General features: G+C 56.3%; 12 protein-coding genes and 1 pseudogene. 2 read left to right on the forward strand and 11 right to left on the reverse strand.

What is annotated here, in order from left to right:
* Window positions 1-72 precede the first annotated feature (72 nt).
* Genes aaeB through aaeX form a run of 3 tightly spaced genes read right to left on the reverse strand, consistent with a single transcriptional unit; the run spans window position 73 to window position 3,189 of the window.
* Window positions 73-2,040 (reverse strand): p-hydroxybenzoic acid efflux pump subunit AaeB, encoded by a 1,968-nt coding sequence (gene aaeB, locus ECL_RS23055; RefSeq protein WP_013098977.1) that lies wholly within the window; start codon window positions 2,038-2,040, stop codon window positions 73-75.
* 5 nt (window positions 2,041-2,045) lie between these two features.
* On the reverse strand, window positions 2,046-2,978 hold the full coding sequence (aaeA, locus tag ECL_RS23060; protein WP_013098978.1) for a p-hydroxybenzoic acid efflux pump subunit AaeA: 933 nt from the start codon (window positions 2,976-2,978) through the stop codon (window positions 2,046-2,048).
* A gap of 7 nt (window positions 2,979-2,985) precedes the next feature.
* Entirely contained in the window at window positions 2,986-3,189 is a 204-nt protein-coding gene (gene aaeX / locus ECL_RS23065; protein WP_003860416.1) for a p-hydroxybenzoic acid efflux pump operon protein AaeX, read from the reverse strand.
* A gap of 178 nt (window positions 3,190-3,367) precedes the next feature.
* Between aaeX and aaeR the strand changes: the two genes are divergently transcribed.
* The gene (gene aaeR / locus ECL_RS23070) at window positions 3,368-4,294 is read left to right on the forward strand and encodes an HTH-type transcriptional activator AaeR (protein WP_013098979.1); all 927 of its coding nucleotides are present in this window, start codon (window positions 3,368-3,370) and stop codon (window positions 4,292-4,294) included.
* Window positions 4,295-4,343: 49 nt separating this feature from the next.
* Here the strand turns inward: aaeR and tldD are convergent, their stop codons facing one another.
* The 8 genes and pseudogenes from tldD to csrD form a co-directional block, all read right to left on the reverse strand.
* Window positions 4,344-5,789, reverse strand: a complete 1,446-nt coding sequence (tldD, locus tag ECL_RS23075; protein ID WP_013098980.1) for a metalloprotease TldD — start codon at window positions 5,787-5,789, stop codon at window positions 4,344-4,346.
* 84 nt (window positions 5,790-5,873) lie between these two features.
* On the reverse strand, window positions 5,874-9,674 hold the full coding sequence (gene yhdP / locus ECL_RS23080) for an AsmA2 domain-containing protein YhdP (RefSeq protein WP_013098981.1): 3,801 nt from the start codon (window positions 9,672-9,674) through the stop codon (window positions 5,874-5,876).
* Window positions 9,675-9,715: 41 nt separating this feature from the next.
* Window positions 9,716-11,186, reverse strand: a pseudogene (rng, locus tag ECL_RS23085) (ribonuclease G).
* Window positions 11,176-11,769 (reverse strand): Maf family protein, encoded by a 594-nt coding sequence (locus ECL_RS23090; protein ID WP_013098984.1) that lies wholly within the window; start codon window positions 11,767-11,769, stop codon window positions 11,176-11,178. Before ECL_RS23090 ends, rng begins: the two are co-directional and overlap by 11 nt.
* A 9-nt stretch (window positions 11,770-11,778) precedes the next feature.
* Complete coding sequence (mreD, locus tag ECL_RS23095; RefSeq protein WP_013098985.1) at window positions 11,779-12,267, reverse strand: rod shape-determining protein MreD; 489 nt, start codon at window positions 12,265-12,267, stop codon at window positions 11,779-11,781.
* Complete coding sequence (gene mreC / locus ECL_RS23100; protein WP_013098986.1) at window positions 12,267-13,271, reverse strand: rod shape-determining protein MreC; 1,005 nt, start codon at window positions 13,269-13,271, stop codon at window positions 12,267-12,269. The genes mreD and mreC overlap by 1 nt, the downstream gene beginning before the upstream one ends.
* 61 nt (window positions 13,272-13,332) lie before the next feature.
* Window positions 13,333-14,376: a rod shape-determining protein MreB gene (gene mreB / locus ECL_RS23105; protein WP_000913396.1), complete on the reverse strand. Its 1,044-nt coding sequence runs from the start codon at window positions 14,374-14,376 to the stop codon at window positions 13,333-13,335.
* Between the two features lie 282 nt (window positions 14,377-14,658).
* Entirely contained in the window at window positions 14,659-16,599 is a 1,941-nt protein-coding gene (gene csrD, locus ECL_RS23110) for an RNase E specificity factor CsrD (protein ID WP_013098987.1), read from the reverse strand.
* A gap of 181 nt (window positions 16,600-16,780) precedes the next feature.
* Between csrD and acuI the strand changes: the two genes are divergently transcribed.
* A complete protein-coding gene (gene acuI, locus ECL_RS23115; protein ID WP_013098988.1) occupies window positions 16,781-17,755 on the forward strand; it encodes an acrylyl-CoA reductase (NADPH) in 975 nt (324 codons plus the stop codon).
* Window positions 17,756-17,823 lie beyond the last annotated feature (68 nt).

The raw sequence follows: 17,823 nt of genomic DNA on the forward strand, positions 1-17,823 counted from the left end.
AATGTAAGAGCCTGCAGAAATAAGTATAGCCACAAAAAAACCGACGCTTTTGGCGTCGGTTTTTTACTTCAGTCAGTTATCCGTCAGGACATTCTGGTAGCGGTGCAGCATAAACACCAGCCGCGCTACCGGCTCGGTCACCTGAGGAGGTGCTTCCCAGACCCTGAGCTTCTCCTGGTAGACATCCAACTCTTCCAGCAACTGCTTAAAGTAACGGCGTCGTTTGTCATCACTGGAGGCGGAAAGCACATGGTCCGCGGTACGGCGCAACTGGCGGTGGAATGCCGACAGATCGTCGTTGATGGGCACCGGTGCGTTACGCAGACGCTGATGCGCAATGATCATGGTTAACGCCAGACGAAAGCGGGCAATGTCGCCAGGGAACTTATTTAACAGTAAAAACAGCTGCTGATAGAGCGCAGGCAGATGGTTCTCTTTACGGCGCGCAGTGTTGGTGGTCATGGAAGAGACCGCCGCCGAAACGAACTGGTTCAACAGCACGCGACCTGTTCGCGCCTGCGAATTGTCGCGCACCAGCAGAATCACCATCATCGCCAGGAAACAGCCCACCAGCTGACCCAGGGCGCTGTCGAGGAACTGGCTGAAATGGAACGTCATGGGGTTATCCAGCACCAGAATGTTAATAGTACTGGCGAGGGCACCGAGCGATCCCAGACGGCGCTTCTGCACTTCTATCCCGATAAAGAATGCCATCACCGCAAGACTGATACAGAGCAGCAACATGCTCTGCTGCGTGGACGGGAGGATCACCAGGAAATAGAGCGCGCCAAGCGGTAACGCGGCAATCGTGCCGTACAGGAAATCGATAGCGACCATACGCGGGTTGGGCAGACGCATTGCCAGCGCCGTGACGACGGCAATCATGACCATCGCGCCGCTGCCGGAGGTCCAGCCAGTCCACAGCCAGAACAGCGTGCCGAGCATACAGGCAAGCGTGGTACGCCAGAAGTTGACCATCGCGTGGTGGCGCTCAGCCGATTCCGCCTTGATCACCACTTCGCCCTGCAGGACTTCCTCTTCCGCCGCGCTGATTTTCGTATTGCCGATCACGCCCCGTTTCAGCAGCAGGTAGCGCGTCGCGGCGCCAACCCACGTATAAATGGTCACCGGTGTGTCGCGCTCTCCGGTCCAGGCAATGACCCGCCGCATGCGTTTGAGCTGCTTATGTACGTCCTGCACCGTTTCCACCGGCTCGGCAAACAGTTCGCGAAAGGTATCGGTAACCGATTCCGGGCGGGTGTTCTGAATAAGGTAGGTTTCGCACGCCTGGGTAATCAGCGTTAAGGAGACGGTATTGATCGCTTTAAGACGACGGTTGGCGCGCGCCCAGCGCGAGGACTCCATATTAAGGTTACTGCGCATCCCTTCCAGCGCCTGCGTGCGGCGAACCAGTCCACTCCAGGCTTTGTCCACCTCTTCGCTGTCACCGTGCTTGATGCAGAGCTGCATCAGCTGATACTGGGAGACGATCAGCGCATCCAGTTCGCGATCCACCTCCTGTTTGATGGAGCGAGGGGAGAAAAGCAGGTCAGCAACAATTGCGCAGACGATACCAATCACGATCTCACTGCAGCGTTCCACGGCAAACTGCGGCGCGAGCAGCGGTTCGGTTTGAATGGTGATGACAATAATCAGTGCGGTATAACCCGCCAGCCCCCAGGCGTAAGAGTTTTCGACCTTCACCAGAGAGGAGAGCCAGGTGCAGAAGCCCGCCCAGATACAGCACACCAATACCATCAACAGTGGCGTGCGGATCATCAAAATGATAATGGTGAGCGCGGCGATACAGCCGATAAACGTCCCGATGATACGCAGCATCCCGCGATAGCGGATCGCCCCGGAGTAAGGCTCCCCACCTGCCGCGAATGCCGGGCCAGCCGCGACAATCGCCGCCGTTAACACCGCCCAGCGGGGGGTTTCCAGCTGGAAGTGAAAGCCGACAAACAGCGCCAGCACAATGGCACTCGCCAGCTTCACGGCGAAGCGAATGTGCTGGCTGGCGATAGTAAAGATCCCCATAGCGATTAACCAAACTCGCGCAGACGATGGGCGATTTTACGGAAAATAGAGTCCTGGCTGGCGTCCCGGTCTTTCTCACCGGTGATCACCACCGTCGCGGTTGTGCCCGCAGGCCACAGGTTGCCCTGCTGTTCGTCCAGATGAATACGTACCGGCACACGCTGGGCCAGGCGCACCCATTCCAGGTTGGAATCAACCGTCGCCATCCCTTTAGCATCATTGGAGCTGCTGGAGTTGGTGACGCCAGCCGCAACGCTATCTACGGTACCTTTAAAGACGCGGTTGCTGCCAAGCGGCGTGATCTCTGCGCGGTAGCCCGGACGAACGCCTTCCAGTTTGGTCTCTTCCATATAGGCAAGCACATAGAATGAGTTTTGTTTCACCAGCGCCACGGCGGTTGAACCGCGGGTGATAAACTCCCCGGCATAGACATTCAGGTTGGTGACCCAGCCATCGGCAGGTGCGCGGATCACGGTACGCTCCAGATCGAGCTTCGCCAGGTCGCGCGTCGCCTGCGCCTTTGCCAGCTGATGCAGCACGGTTTGCAGCACGTTGTTAGACTGATCGATCTCTTCCCGGGACATCGCCTGAACCCCCAGCTGGTTACGGCGGCCCGCCTCACGGCGTTTCTCCGCAGCCAGCGCCTGGTAATAGGCGACATCCGCTTCCGCTTCTTCCAGTGCTTTCTGGTAACGCGGCTGGTCAATGGTGAACAGCACCTGGTCTTTCTTCACCAGCTGGTTATCGTGGACGTTAACCGCCGTGATAAGACCGGCCACGTCGGGGGCGATCGCCACGACATCGGCGCTAAAACGCGCGTCACGCGTCCACGGTGATTCGGTGTAATAGACCCAGGCGCGAAAAATAGCGATGAACGCGAGGATAACCAGCGCCATGGTGATGGCGGTGCGGGAGATTTTTCTTGTTAGCGTTTTCACATCAACCTCAGACAAACATGCGCGATATCAGGTAGAACAGGCAGCAATACAGCGCGGTATTGAACAATGCAGGGTGCCAGACGAAATCGTAGATCCCGGTAGGAACCAGCACCTTGCGCACCAGCCAGAAGATCGCCAGTGATAAAAGAAGCTCGAAAAATATCGGTGGGAACGACAGACCGAACACCACGATAACGGGAAACAGACTCATGTTGACCTTGATAAGAGAGAGTGCAGGCTTCAGAATTTTTAGCGCACGCCACCGCGGGAGAGCAAGAAACGCCGGGCGAGAATGGCGCAGCCGTTATGTAATTAATAATATATTAACGTAACTGTTATGCTGTTATCTATAATATGTGATCTAAATCACTTTTAAGCCAGAGTGAACAATGGAACGTTTAAAACGCATGTCGGTCTTCGCCAAAGTGGTTGAACTTGGCTCATTTACTGCTGCTGCCCGGCAGTTGCAGATGAGCGTCTCCTCCATCAGTCAGACGGTGTCAAAACTGGAAGATGAACTGCAGGTGAAGCTGCTCAACCGCAGCACCCGCAGTATTGGTCTGACGGAGGCGGGTAAAATTTACTATCAGGGCTGTCGCCGCATGATGCATGAAGTGCAGGATGTTCACGAGCAGCTCTATGCCTTTAACAACACGCCCATCGGGACACTGCGGATTGGCTGTTCTTCAACTATGGCACAAAATGTTCTCGCCGCCATGACCGCAGAGATGCTGAAAGAATATCCGGGATTAACCGTGAATCTGGTTACCGGTATTCCCGCTCCGGACCTGATCGCAGACGGGCTGGATGTGGTGATCCGGGTTGGCGCGCTGCAGGACTCCAGCCTCTTCTCCCGTCGACTCGGGAGTATGCCGATGGTGGTCTGTGCCTCGAAGAGCTATCTGGCGCAGTACGGCGTGCCGGAGAAACCAGCCGATCTCGCCAACCACTCCTGGCTGGAGTACAGCGTCCGCCCCGATAATGAGTTTGAACTGATTGCCCCGGAAGGCATTTCTACCCGACTGCTGCCGGAAGGACGGTTTGTCACCAACGACCCGATGACCATCTCGCGCTGGCTGGTGGCGGGCGCCGGGATCGCTTACGTCCCGTTAATGTGGGTGATCAATGAGATCAACAGCGGAGTGCTGGAGATCCTGTTCCCTCGCTACCAGTCCGATCCGCGTCCGGTGTATGCCCTGTATACCGAAAAAGACAAACTGCCGCTTAAGGTGCAGGTGTGCATTAACTATCTGACCGAGTATTTTGTGGAGGTTGCGGAACTGTTTCAGGGCATGCGGGGAAGAAGGAAAGAGTAGGTATTTCCCCTCTCCCCGTTGGGGAGAGGGTTAGGGTGAGGGGAGAAAATTACGCCGTGCCGCCCACCGTGAGGTTATCGACCTTCAGTGTCGGCTGGCCCACGCCCACTGGCAGGCTCTGGCCCTCTTTACCGCAGACGCCCACGCCGTTGTCCAGCTTGAGATCGTTACCGACCATGGAGATCTGCTGCATGGCTTCGATACCGGAACCAATCAGCGTCGCGCCTTTCACCGCTTTGGTCACTTTGCCTTTTTCGATCAGATACGCTTCTGACGTAGAGAAGACGAATTTACCGGAGGTGATGTCCACCTGACCACCGCCAAAGTTTGGGGCGAAGATCCCGTAATCAACAGACTCAATGATCTCCTGCGGCGTGGACTGGCCTGGCAGCATGTAGGTGTTGGTCATACGCGGCATCGGCAGATGTGCATAAGATTCACGACGGCCGTTACCCGTTGGCGCCACGCCCATCAGGCGCGCGTTCAGTTTGTCCTGCATGTAGCCTTTCAGCACACCGTTTTCGATCAGCACGTTGTACTGACCCGGCGTACCTTCATCATCGATGGAGATAGAGCCACGGCGATCAACCATGGTACCGTCATCCACCACCGTGCACAGTTCAGAGGAGACAAGCTGCCCTATCTGACCGCTAAATACGGAGGTGCCGCGGCGGTTAAAGTCCCCTTCCAGACCATGCCCCACGGCTTCATGCAGCAGCACGCCCGGCCAGCCAGCGCCCAGTACCACCGGGAATGTCCCCGCAGGTGCCGCCACGGCAGAAAGATTGACCATCGCCATACGCACGGCTTCTTTTGCCCACGCGTCCGCACGGGCTTCACCGTCGACGTCACCCAGGAACCAGTCATAACCAAAACGACCACCGCCGCCGCTTGAGCCACGCTCGCGCTTGCCGTCCTCTTCCACCTGCACGCTGATCGAGAGACGCACCAGCGGACGGACATCCGCCGCCAGGGTGCCGTCCGTCGCCGCGACCAGAATCAGTTCATAGACACCGCTCAGGCTGGCAGACACTTCCTGCACGCGTTTATCGGCAGCACGGGCCACTTTGTCCACGCGGCGCAGGATATCCAGCTTCTCTTCACGGCTCATGCTCTGCAGCGGGTCGATGCTGGTGTAGAGCGCAGCATGCTGCACCTCACCCAGCGTTTTAACACGGCCATCGCCAGCGTCACGCACGATGGTACGTGCTGCCTGCGCGCTCTGCTCCAGCGCAGCCAGGCTTATCTGGTCCGCATAGGCAAAACCGGTTTTCTCGCCGCTGATGGCGCGCACGCCAACGCCCTGGTCAATGTTGTAAGAACCATCTTTGATGATGCTGTCTTCTAAAACCCAGGATTCGTGATAGCTCGACTGGAAATAGAGATCGCCGTAGTCGAGACGGCGTTCGGTCAGTTGACCAAGAATGGAGAACAGGTCCTGATGGCTCAGGCCGTTCGCTGCGAGCAAATGTTCACTTACCAGGTTCAGACTCATCGTATTGCTACTCGTTCGTTGCCGCCTGTGGCGGTATAAAGATCGTATTTATTGAGAGTGAGGCAATTACCTGCCCACGTCAAATCATTGCTGTGCATCTTTGCGCGGCTGGCGCAGCACTTCATTAATCTGCGGTTTATCCACCGGACCGGTGATGCGGTAGCGCAGAATAGAGACTTTGCTCCACAGCGGCCCCAGCACTTTACTGGCAGCAAACACCGCAGCACCAACAATCGGGTTCACCACAAAGGCGGCTGCCACCCCCACGCTCGCGGAGATTTCCGGCGCCACCACGGCTTCCATATCCAGCTCGCGACGTACAAGGTTAACCGAGCCCTTCATGGCGATATCCGCTTCCAGACCGTCCACCAGCGTGTCGTCCGTATGCATAACGCCGTCCTTGATCCACGCCGTACTGCGGATGGAATCGTAGTAGAACCCTTCGCTGAAGGTATCGCTGAAATCAAAACGCAGCTTACGCAGCAGCGCATCAAAGCTCAGAAGACGCAGGATCTGCCCGGCGCGTCCCGTGCTCACATCGGCAATTTCACCTTTTCCGAAGCGGGTTTTCAGTATGCCGTTAAGCGAGGCCTCATCCGGCTTCCACGGCGCGTCACGCCAGTGAAGATCGTAATCGACGTCAAATGACGAGCCGCGCAACGGCGTGCTGATACCAAAGAAATTGGCTGCTGCATCCAGTTTGTTACCCTTAATGTCGCCTTTCAGCGAGGTGCGCTGTTCGCCTGGGTTATTCACCCACTCGCCCGCGGCCGTCAGACGACCAAAGCCGGTATCCACCAGCCCACCCGTGAGGCTCAGCGTGTTGCCCTGAATCGCGAAGTCACCGTCAATTCGGCCATATTTTTGTCCCCACAGCCAGCACTCAGCACAGCGCAGTTGCAGATCCGGCCAGCCGCTGAAGTCCACGCGGGAAGTGTTACTCAACGGCGATGTCGGAGTCGATTGATCTTTCCCGCCCGCCGTTGCCGGGTTGTAGTAGAGATAGCGGATTGCCGCCTGCCACGGGGCGTTATCGCGCATGGTCAGGGTGGCGTTGATCTCCCTGCCCTGAGCCTCTACTTTCGAGCCGTTAGCCGTCGGCTGAGAGACGATACTCAGGTTGTTCCACTGTTGCCCACCCAGCGTGAGCGACGGTGTGCGCACGGTGACGGTTTGCGGGAACTGCGCCGCCTCATCCACGTTTTGCCCGACGCCTTTCTGGAACAGCGCCAGCCACTGCGCGCCATCCATCGGCGGGAGATTCAGCTCAATGCCCTGGTGATCCGGGAGCGGAGGCGTGGTTCGGCTGTCCGTCGTCCAGATGGCTTTGTCCAGCGTCAGCTTACGGTTGAGCAGCCAGCGGCTGTTGAAATGGTTCGTGCCACCCGCGCTGCCGGTCAGTTCGAAGCTGTTCAGGTTGCCCACGACGTTAAGCGTCACGGGCAGCGCCTGTCCGGCCTGTTTATCCAGCGGTGCAGGCAACTGGCTGCTGAGATTTTTCAGATCGCCAGTAAGATCGACCTTATACTTCGTACCGGCGTGGTAGGGCAGTTCAATATCCACCTTCCCCTTCCAGGCGGCTGCACCATCAACCGACTCCTGAATGGGTTTCGGCAGTACATCCATCCGCGAGGGTTGCCAGTTACCGTCCAGATTGACAGCCACCTGGTAGGCCTTCTCCCCCTCGGTGGTCGTGAAGTCGATGTTGACGGGCTGATTGAACCAGTTGGCTGTGAGCGGCTCACTCTTCAGGTTGCCGTTCACAAAGCTGAACTGTCCGCTGAGGTTCTTCAGCGTACTTTCCAGCGGTTTGATATACAGGCTGTTGTTGTTCAGGCGGACATCACCTTTGGCGGTGGTCATTTCGCCGTCCAGCGGGATATCCAGATGTAAGCGAGCATTCACATCGCCATCAAGCTGGAGTTGCTCAAGCGTGGCAGCCAGCGAAGCTTTCAGCGGCGTCTCTTCAAAATAGGGACCGACCGCCTTGCCCGGCCCGTTGATATCGGCATCAATCAGCAGTTTCTCTTTTGAGTAATCGGGGATATTTGCCGTCAGGTTGGTGGCCGTCACGCCGCCCAGCGCGACGCTGTCTGACTTCATCCACAACCCGTCATTGAGAAAATTAAGCTCGATATCGAGGTTTTTCAGTGCAGGCCAGCCCGGCTGGAACGCAAAGGTAGCGTTGTGCAACGGCACCAGCACCTGGAACTGACCTTCGTTATGTTTGTATGGGAAAAGATGCGGATTACCGCCATAGGCCAGGGTGGCGTTATCCGCCTGACCGCCCTGGATCGCCCCGCTCAGGTAGTCCACGAGCGCTTTACCCATCAGGTTTTCCGGGAAGTAACGCCAGGCCTGAGAACCGTCGCTGGTGCTGATCCCCGCCAGAATACCCAGCCACGGCTCTTCACCTTCAGGCTTTAAATAGCGGAAATCCCCGCGGGCATGAACCGCTTTGGCTTTCACATCGATATGGCGGCCATCAAGCTGGAAGCCTTTATCATTGCGCAGCCAGTTAAGCACCGCGTTGCCTTTTTCAATTTCCAGAGGTGCCCTGAAGACCGTTTCATAAGGCATTTTGGCGTCATGCATCTCAACGGTCAGCCTGCCGTTCTCAACGCTGCCCTCCAGCTTGCCACTGAAGTTCTCAGCCCCCGGCAGCAGTTTCCATTGTTTCCAGGCCAGATCTTTCCACGTCGCCTGGAAGCGGGTTTTCTCCGTTGCCTGCAGCGGGATATCCAGCGCGAGGGCGTCAATTTCCCCACTTGGCTGCGTTGCCAGCCAAACGTCACCCAAATCAGGAGAGAGCTTCGCTGCCATGGAGCGCAGCCCTTCAATGGCCGCCAAATCGAGATGCGTGGCGCGGATACGCAGCTCATCGCTACGCTTATTATTCGTGCCGCCGACATCCTGCTCAGGCATCCATGCCAGCGTCAGCGCGCCGCGCGGCCAGGGTTTGCCGTCCATGGTGATGCGCGTATCCGGGATGGCAAACTGCCAGCCCCCTTTCTCTTTCGTCACATGTGCGGTGAGGTTATCTACAGAGAGTTGATGCTGCTTGCTTTCGCCTTGCCAGCTTGCACCGCCCTGCTTCAGCCAGATATCGCCGCTGGCGAACACGCCTTTCGTCAGGGTCATCCAGCCTTCCAGGCTAAAACGGGCCGTTTCCAGCTGCATATTTTGCTGCAGCCAGTCGCCGAGCCACGGCTTCACATCCACGTCGTCAGCCTGCAGCCACACCTTGCCGTTGTTGAGCAAGCCGTCGTCGTCACGCAGATCCATACGGACCTGCATGACCCCATGCTGGCCGTTCAGGCTGGAGAGGTTCACCTGCCCCTCGGCACGGTGACGCTCTTTGCCGTTAAGCCAGGTCAGTTGCGGGATCTTCAGTTCGGCGCGCTGGCCGGAAAGGGTAATAAAGCTCACTTCGCTGTCGCGCAGATCGAAATGATCGAACTGACGCAGAAAGAGATCGCTCAGGCGGTTGGCTTCAAGGCTCTGCGTGTTATCCCCGCCGGAGAGCGGCGTGTTGGTCAAAAACTGAAGCTGATAAAAGGTGAGATCGCGGAACTGCCAGCGCATGTGCAGCAGGCTTTGCCAGACATCCAGTGCCAGGGTCACGCGTTTGATTTTCAGATAGCCGCCATCTTTCAGGCTGGCACTGATGTCCCGGGCATCCAGCGTCGGGCCAAAATTTTGCCAGCTGGCGCTGACCTGGCTCACGTCAACCGGCACACCGGTGGCGGATTCGATCTTCGCCAGCACCTGCGGACGCCAGCTGTCCAGATGCGGTAAAACGAGGCGCAGCCCGCTCACGAGCAGCGCGACAATCACGACAAGCGTTGCCCCTGTAAGCAGTAAAATCCCCGGCAATCGCCTCACGCATCTCTCCTTGTCAGCTTTTTCACGCAGCGAACTGCGTCTTACATCATGACGACGTCAAATTGCTCCTGGTTATAGAGCGGCTCAATTTGTACTTTTACCTGTTTGCCGACAAAGATTTCCACTTCCGCCAGCGCGTGCGACTCTTCACCTTTCAGCGCTTCAGCCACCGCAGGGGAAGCATAGACCAGAAAACGATCGGAGTCGTAGGCATGATGAACGCGGACAATTTCACGCATGATCTCATAGCAGACGGTCTCCACCGTCTTTACGGTGCCGCGTCCGTGGCAGGTTGGACACTCGTTACACAGCACATGTTCCACACTTTCACGGGTCCGTTTACGCGTCATTTCCACCAGCCCCAGCTGTGAGAAGCCGTTAATGCTGGTTTTCACGCGATCTTTACTCAGCGCCTGCTCAAGCGAGTGCAGCACACGACGGCGATGGTCTTCATTATTCATATCGATAAAGTCGATGATGATAATGCCACCCAGGTTGCGCAGACGAAGCTGGCGCGCAATGGCCTGTGTCGCTTCAATGTTGGTATTGAAGATAGTGTCATCCAGGTTGCGATGGCCGACAAACGCACCGGTGTTGATGTCCACGGTGGTCATTGCTTCGGTCTGATCGATGATCAGATAACCGCCGGACTTCAGTTCAACCTTGCGCTCCAGCGCACGCTGGATCTCATTTTCGACATCATAGAGATCGAAGATTGGCTGACGCCCGGTGTAATGTTCCAGCAGGCCAGGCATTTCCGGGATGTACTCAGCGGTAAATTCGAGCAGCGCTTCGTAGGTGAGGCGCGAGTCCACGCGGATTCGGTCGAGCTGAGCATCAGCAAAATCACGCAGTACGCGCTGGGCAAGCGCCAGCTCACCGTACAGCTGATAGCGGGTCTGGTTGCGTTTTTTTACGCTCCATCACCTTAGTCCAGACGCGCTTCAGGTAAGCCGCATCGGATGCCAGATCCTCTTCGCTAACCCCTTCGGCGGCGGTTCGGATGATAAACCCGCCCTGTTCGTCGCAGTAGGCGCTGACCACTTTCTTAAGGCGCTCGCGCTCGCTTTCACTTTCAATACGCTGGGAAACCCCCACGTGCGACGCGCCCGGCATAAAGACCAGGTAACGGGAAGGTAACGTGATGTCGGTTGTCAGACGGGCGCCTTTGGTGCCAAGGGGGTCTTTCACCACCTGCACCATCAGATCCTGCCCCTGACGCACCAGCTCTGAAATGTCGCGTACGGCAAACTGCTTTTGCTCTTCGCCTGCGACACACTCGGTATGCGGCATGATGTCGGAGGCATGTAAAAATGCCGCCTTATCCAGTCCAATATCTACAAAAGCCGCCTGCATACCCGGCAGTACGCGGCTGACACGACCTTTGTAGATATTGCCTACTATTCCGCGTCGCGCTTCACGCTCAATATGAATTTCCTGAAGAATGCCACCATCAATGTAGGCCACACGGGTTTCCGATGGCGTTACGTTTACCAACAATTCAGCCGTCATAATTATCCCTTCCCTCACGCAGTGAGTTAAAATTGCTCAGCAACTCATACGTTTCCACCAGCGGTAAGCCGACTACGGCGTGATAGCTGCCATTTATCTTCCTGACAAAACAGCCACCCAGCCCTTGAATACCGTATGCACCTGCTTTATCCATCGGTTCACCGCTGGCAATATACGCGGCGATCTCGTCGTTGGTCAGTACTCTGAAGGTCACGTCCGTCACCACCAGACAATCCAGCACGTGCTTGCTGTCCGCCAGCGCCACCGCGGTCATCACCTGATGCGTTTGCCCGGACATTTTGTGCAGCATATGTGCTGCATGCTCAGCGTCTCGCGGTTTCTCAAGCACTTCACCGTTAATGATAACGATGGTATCCGCCCCCAGCACCGGCAGGTCGCGTGGCACGCACGCAACGCCAGCCTGCGCTTTCTCACGCGCCAGGCGAGAAACATACTGCTGAGCACTTTCGCCCTCAGCACGTTTTTCTTCGATGCCGGTAACGATACGTTCAAAAGCGATGCCCAACTGCGTGAGCAACTCCTGACGACGTGGAGAACCGGAGGCAAGATAGATAGACGTCATAGAAACCTTTTACTGCACAGCAAACTGCTGGCGAACCTTACGCATCAGCAGGAACAGCCACGGCCAGAGCACACCGTTGACTACACTACTCCAGAATACTTCGGGTCGGAAAGAGACGTTGATCACTAAAAACTCTGCCCAGAAAACAACGATATCCGCGGCAAGCGACAACAACATCACGACCAGCGCCTGTTGCCAGAGCGCGAGGTTACGAAAGAGCTGGAATTTGAGTGCAACGAGATATGCAATGATGCTCATGGATAACGCACGAACACCCAGCGTTGAGCCACTAATGAGATCCAGTATGGCACCCATTACAAAGCCTGTGCCAACATTTACGCGGTGCGGCAGGGCAAGGATCCAGTAGAGCAAAATGAGCAATACCCAGTTTGGCCGGTAAACAAGAATGTCGTCCGGCCAGGGCATTATCTGCAGCAACAGCGCGATGAGAAACGAGAGCCAGATAACCCAGCGTCCCTGGCTACGATAACTGGCCACTACTGCCCTCCGGATGAGAGTTTAGGCGGTGGCGGCGCATCCGTTATCCCGGTGGCCGGCGCGGGTACTGGCGCAGGTGGCCCCATCGCATCCGGAGCAGGAAGAACCTGCGGCATCATCTGCATCAGGCGCTCATTGGCAACGCGATGCACCTCTTCAGGCGTCATTGGGTTGGCACCGTTACGATCGGCTCCCCACAGCAGCAGCAGGTAGCGAAGACGCTGTAAACCCGCCGTTGGACGCGCCTGAATCACGGTGTAGGCACGCTGCGTATCAAGCTTCACAGAAGAGACAACCGCAACCGGATACCCTTCAGGGAAACGTCCGCCCAGACCGGAGGTGACCAGCACGTCGCCCACACGGATATCCGTGTTGGCTGGCAGGTGCTCCAGCTGCAGATCGTCCGTGCAGCCGTTACCCGCCGCAATGACGCGAATATCGTTACGCAGAACCTGAATAGGCAGCGCATGGGTGGCATCACAGATCAGCAGTACACGGCTGGTCAGTTTGGCGACGGCGACCACCTGGCCCACCACACCTTTATCACTGATAACAGGCTGACCTTCATACACACCATTCACGCTACCTTTGTCGATCACCACCTGATCGCTGTAAGGATCATTTACGGTGGAGATCACCTGCGTCACCATCTTCTGCTCATCCTGACGCAGCGGCGATCCAAGCAGCTCACGCAGACGCGCGTTTTCCTGCTTGTATTGCCCTAACATCAGCAGTTCGCTGTTTTTCAGCAGCAGTTCCTGGCGCAATGCCCGGTTTTCAAGTTCGAGTTGGTCACGTGAGGACAGCGTTTGAGAAACGGAGTCGAGCAGTTCACGGGGACCATTGGATATAAAGTAGAAAGGACTGACGGCGGTATCCATGTACGTTCTGATCTGGCTGAACGTACCGAGGCGGCTATCGGCAATAATGACACCAAGCGCAACCAGAACCGCCAGGATCAGGCGAAACTGTAGCGAGGGGCCACGGCTAAAAATTGGCTTCATAGGCTATGCGTATTCTCGTGTCAGAGAGAAAGGGTAGCGATTCGCTACCCTTTCACCATGACTACTCTTCGCTGAACAAGTCGCCGCCGTGCATGTCGATCATTTCCAGCGCCTTGCCACCACCACGGGCGACGCAAGTCAGTGGATCTTCAGCAACTACGACAGGAATACCTGTCTCTTCCATTAACAGGCGGTCGAGGTTACGCAGCAGCGCACCACCACCGGTCAGAACCATACCGCGCTCAGAGATATCGGACGCCAGTTCAGGCGGGCACTGTTCCAGCGCAACCATCACCGCGCTCACGATACCGGTCAGCGGCTCTTGCAGCGCTTCCAGAATTTCGTTGGAGTTCAGGGTAAAGCCACGTGGCACACCTTCCGCCAGGTTACGGCCGCGCACTTCGATTTCGCGAACTTCATCACCCGGATAAGCAGAACCGATCTCGTGCTTGATGCGCTCAGCGGTCGCTTCACCGATCAGGGAGCCATAGTTACGGCGCACGTAGTTAATGATCGCTTCGTCGAAACGGTCACCACCGATACGCACGGAAGAGGAGTAAACCACGCCGTTCAGGGAAATAACGGCCACTTCAGTAGTACCACCACCGATATCAACCACCATCGAACCGGTAGCTTCAGAAACAGGCAGGCCTGCACCGATAGCCGCAGCCATTGGCTCTTCAATCAGGAACACTTCACGCGCGCCTGCACCCTGAGCAGATTCGCGAATTGCGCGACGTTCTACCTGGGTCGCACCGACCGGCACACAAACCAGCACACGTGGGCTTGGACGCATGAAGCTGTTGCTGTGAACCTGCTTGATGAAGTGCTGAAGCATTTTTTCAGTCACGAAGAAGTCAGCGATAACGCCGTCTTTCATTGGGCGGATCGCGGCGATGTTACCTGGGGTACGACCCAGCATCTGCTTCGCGTCATGACCCACTGCGGCTACGCTTTTCGGCGAGCCGGCACGATCCTGACGAATGGCCACAACAGAAGGCTCATTCAATACGATGCCTTGTCCTTTTACGTAAATAAGGGTATTCGCGGTACCCAGGTCAATGGACAGGTCATTGGAAAACATGCCACGAAATTTTTTCAACATACTAAGGGATAATCCTGAAAGCTGGGGCGGAAAACAAAATCCGCTTACTTTACCAACCACACGCAGCAGCGACAAGGCGCAAAAATCACCTGCTGCGGTGAAAATTTGTGCAGTACGTTTCCTTCTGTTACAAATTCATCCCCTGACTCCCTCAGGGCTGAGTACACAGTAGCGTTCCTCACTTTCATTTGTAACCCGCTAAAGGTCGTTCACTGGCTTTTTGCTCGTCATACTCAAAGCTACAGGCGCGATATTCTACGTGAAAACAGCGTAAACGGCAGGTCAAACAGAGTATCTTTGCAAATATTTTTTCACATTGGTGTCAAGCGGCTGAGAGGCGGCAAAAAAATCCCCCTGACCACCCATCACACCACGCTCTGTCAACATCTGCCATTCGCCTCTGGAGCGCACGCCCGTGGCAAATACTTGTGTTCGCGTTCCCTTACACGCTTCCACCAGACTCTGCACCAGCAGCTGGTTTTCCGTGCGCTTTTCAATATTCCTGACCAGCCCCGGATGTAGCTTTAATAATTCCACATCCAGCTCCTTGATCCAGCTGGTACTGACCAGCGTCAGGCCCGCCTGTGTCACCGCCACACGCGCACCCAGCGCATTGATCAAACGTACCACCGGACGTAACCGGCTGATGTGTTGACCAACATCCGCCTCTGCAAGTTCAAAAATAATGTGTTTGCGTTGCGATTTTTCGCATTGCATTAATGTATCGCGCAGCCAGCGTTGAAAACGCGGGCGAATTAACGACTCGACGGTCACCTGTAATGCCAGACTTTCTTCAGGCCAAAAAGATAAAAATGGAATCAGTCGACTAATTTGCTGACGGTCATACTCTTCGGAGAGTCCAAATTGCAGGACCATCGGCAGATATTCCGCCGAAATAACCTCTTCCGTGCCGTCGAAAATGCGACACATTAATTCACGGTGGTGAACATGGCCGTTTTTCATCACCGCCGGTTTTTGATAAAGGCGGGGGCCACCGCGGCTCAACATTTGTTCAATCAGGGTACGCCAGCGCACATTGCCACGCCCTTTCTCAGGCAGGGAATCGTCATATACCGCCCAACCGTTCGCCCCTTGCAGCACCGCGTTACGGGTTGCCGCTTCCGCATGCTCCATCACCTGTTCAGTTGACTGCCCGCCGCGCCAGGCGCAGATCCCCATATGCACCATATCATCCCGGTCAAGCATTTTGCTCTGCGGCAGCGCATCCACCGCCTTCAGCAACTGGCTGGCGATGCTCTCCGACTCCTTAAGTGTGCGATGGGGTAACAACACCGCAAAGTCGCTGCGGTGATAGCGCGCCAGCAGCGCGCCGGGATAGCGCATAATAAAAGTCGACAGCAAGTTGATGAGCGTAAAGAGGTTCTCTTCCGCCACGCGGCGTCCCCAGGTATCGCGCAGGAGATCGAAATCCGGCAGACGAACCATCATGACGACCCCGTGCGTTCCTACCTTTTCCGGGTCGTCCAGCAGCGTGGCCAGTTGATTATCAAAGAACAGGCGGTTATTCAGACCGGTTTTGTTATCCTGCGCGGCATAGGAACGGATCAGCGTATCCATGCGGCTGCGCTGATCGCTGGCGAACTGAATTTCTGAAAGCAGCGTATCCAGCGCGCTGCTGGTGCTGGACGGCCACTCATAGACCGACCCCCGCACCTGCGGGCCGCGCTCCCCGTTGAGTATTCGCACGGAGCGGTTTTCCAGCAGCTCCTGACCGGAGAGCTGACGGCGTAGCCAGCGTACCGCAAGAAAAATCAGCAGGACAATAAAGGCGACGGCAACGGTGAGTGGCGCGGTGGTCATCATCGAGCGGAAATAGCTGGCCATGGGATCGAGGTAGACCAGGCGTATTGTCATCCCCGGATTTTTAAGGGAATGGACATTCACTTCCCGATACTGGCTCACAACGCCCGCAGGCCGATAGCTGCCCTGACGCTGATGGCTTAACACCGGATGCTTTCCCTGGGTGATGTCGACCTGCACAATATCAACCGGTACCATCAACTCATCCAGCTCGCGGGAGAGTTCCGGTAGCGGAGTGGTAATCAGACGCGTATCAATAACTGACGCAACAGACTCAACCCGGTTGACCAGCTTGTCCTGAATGGCGTTATAAAAGCTCAGGGAGCAGCCAAGGAGCGTGACAAAAATGGTTAACCCCGTCAGCAACGTGATAAAAGCTGAGAACTTCGTCGTTAATCGCATCCTTGAGATTACTCCGTGGGTTGATGGGTAGCGAGTAAGCGCTAACTTGCATTTCAAATGCGCCATACTACCAAACCTGGTGTATCTGGCAATTTATTGCGTTAAATCGGCATAGCGTTTCATTGAGCGAGTATAGTCTTCTGAACGAATTTTCCAATCATCAGAATAGTGAGGATCCTGTATGCAGGCTTTGATCTTAGAACAGCAGGACGGCAATACCGTTGCCTCGGTGCAAGCCCTTGATGAGAGCCGTCTGCCCGAAGGCGACGTCACCGTCGACATCGACTGGTCCAGTCTGAATTACAAGGATGCCCTGGCCATCACCGGCAAAGGTAAAATCATCCGAAATTTCCCGATGGTGCCGGGGATTGATTTTGCAGGCCACGTTCATTCCAGCGAAGATCCGCGGTTTCATGCCGGCCAGCAGGTGCTACTCACCGGTTGGGGCGTCGGCGAAAATCACTGGGGCGGGCTGGCAACGCAGGCGCGGGTGAAAGGCGAGTGGCTGGTGCCCATGCCTGCTGGGCTGGATGGCCGCAAAGCGATGATTATCGGCACCGCAGGCTTTACCGCCATGCTGTGCGTCATGGCCCTTGAAGATGCCGGTATCCGCCCTGAGTCAAGCGAGATAGTCGTGACCGGGGCCAGCGGTGGCGTTGGCAGCACGGCGGTGGCTTTACTGCACAAACTGGGGTATCAGGTCGTCGCGGTCTCAGGCCGTGAAAGCACCCATGACTACCTGCGTCAGCTTGGTGCCAGCCGCATTCTTGGCCGCGACGAATTTGCCGAAACCCGTCCGCTGGAAAAACAGCTCTGGGCCGGAGCGGTGGATACCGTCGGAAATAACGTGCTGGCAAAAGTGCTGGCGCAGATGAACTACGGCGGCTGCGTGGCGGCCTGCGGTCTGGCGGGCGGTTTTGCCCTGCCTACCACCGTTATGCCCTTTATCCTGCGTAACGTGCGCCTGCAGGGTGTGGATTCCGTCATGACTCCGGCGGCCCGTCGTGCAGAAGCCTGGGAGCGTCTGGTGCGCGACCTGCCTGAGTCCTTCTTCACGCAGAGTGCAACCGAAATCGCCCTCAGCCAGGCGCCGGAATATGCCGGTAAGATCATGGATAATCAGTTCCATGGCCGCGCGCTGGTGAAAATTGCCTAATCTTCAAATTTTCGTGACATATTCGCGCTAATCCTTCTCCTCCGTCATGCTTAGAAAAACGCATGACG

The sequence above is a fragment of the Enterobacter cloacae subsp. cloacae ATCC 13047 genome (assembly GCF_000025565.1).
Lineage (GTDB): Bacteria > Pseudomonadota > Gammaproteobacteria > Enterobacterales > Enterobacteriaceae > Enterobacter > Enterobacter cloacae.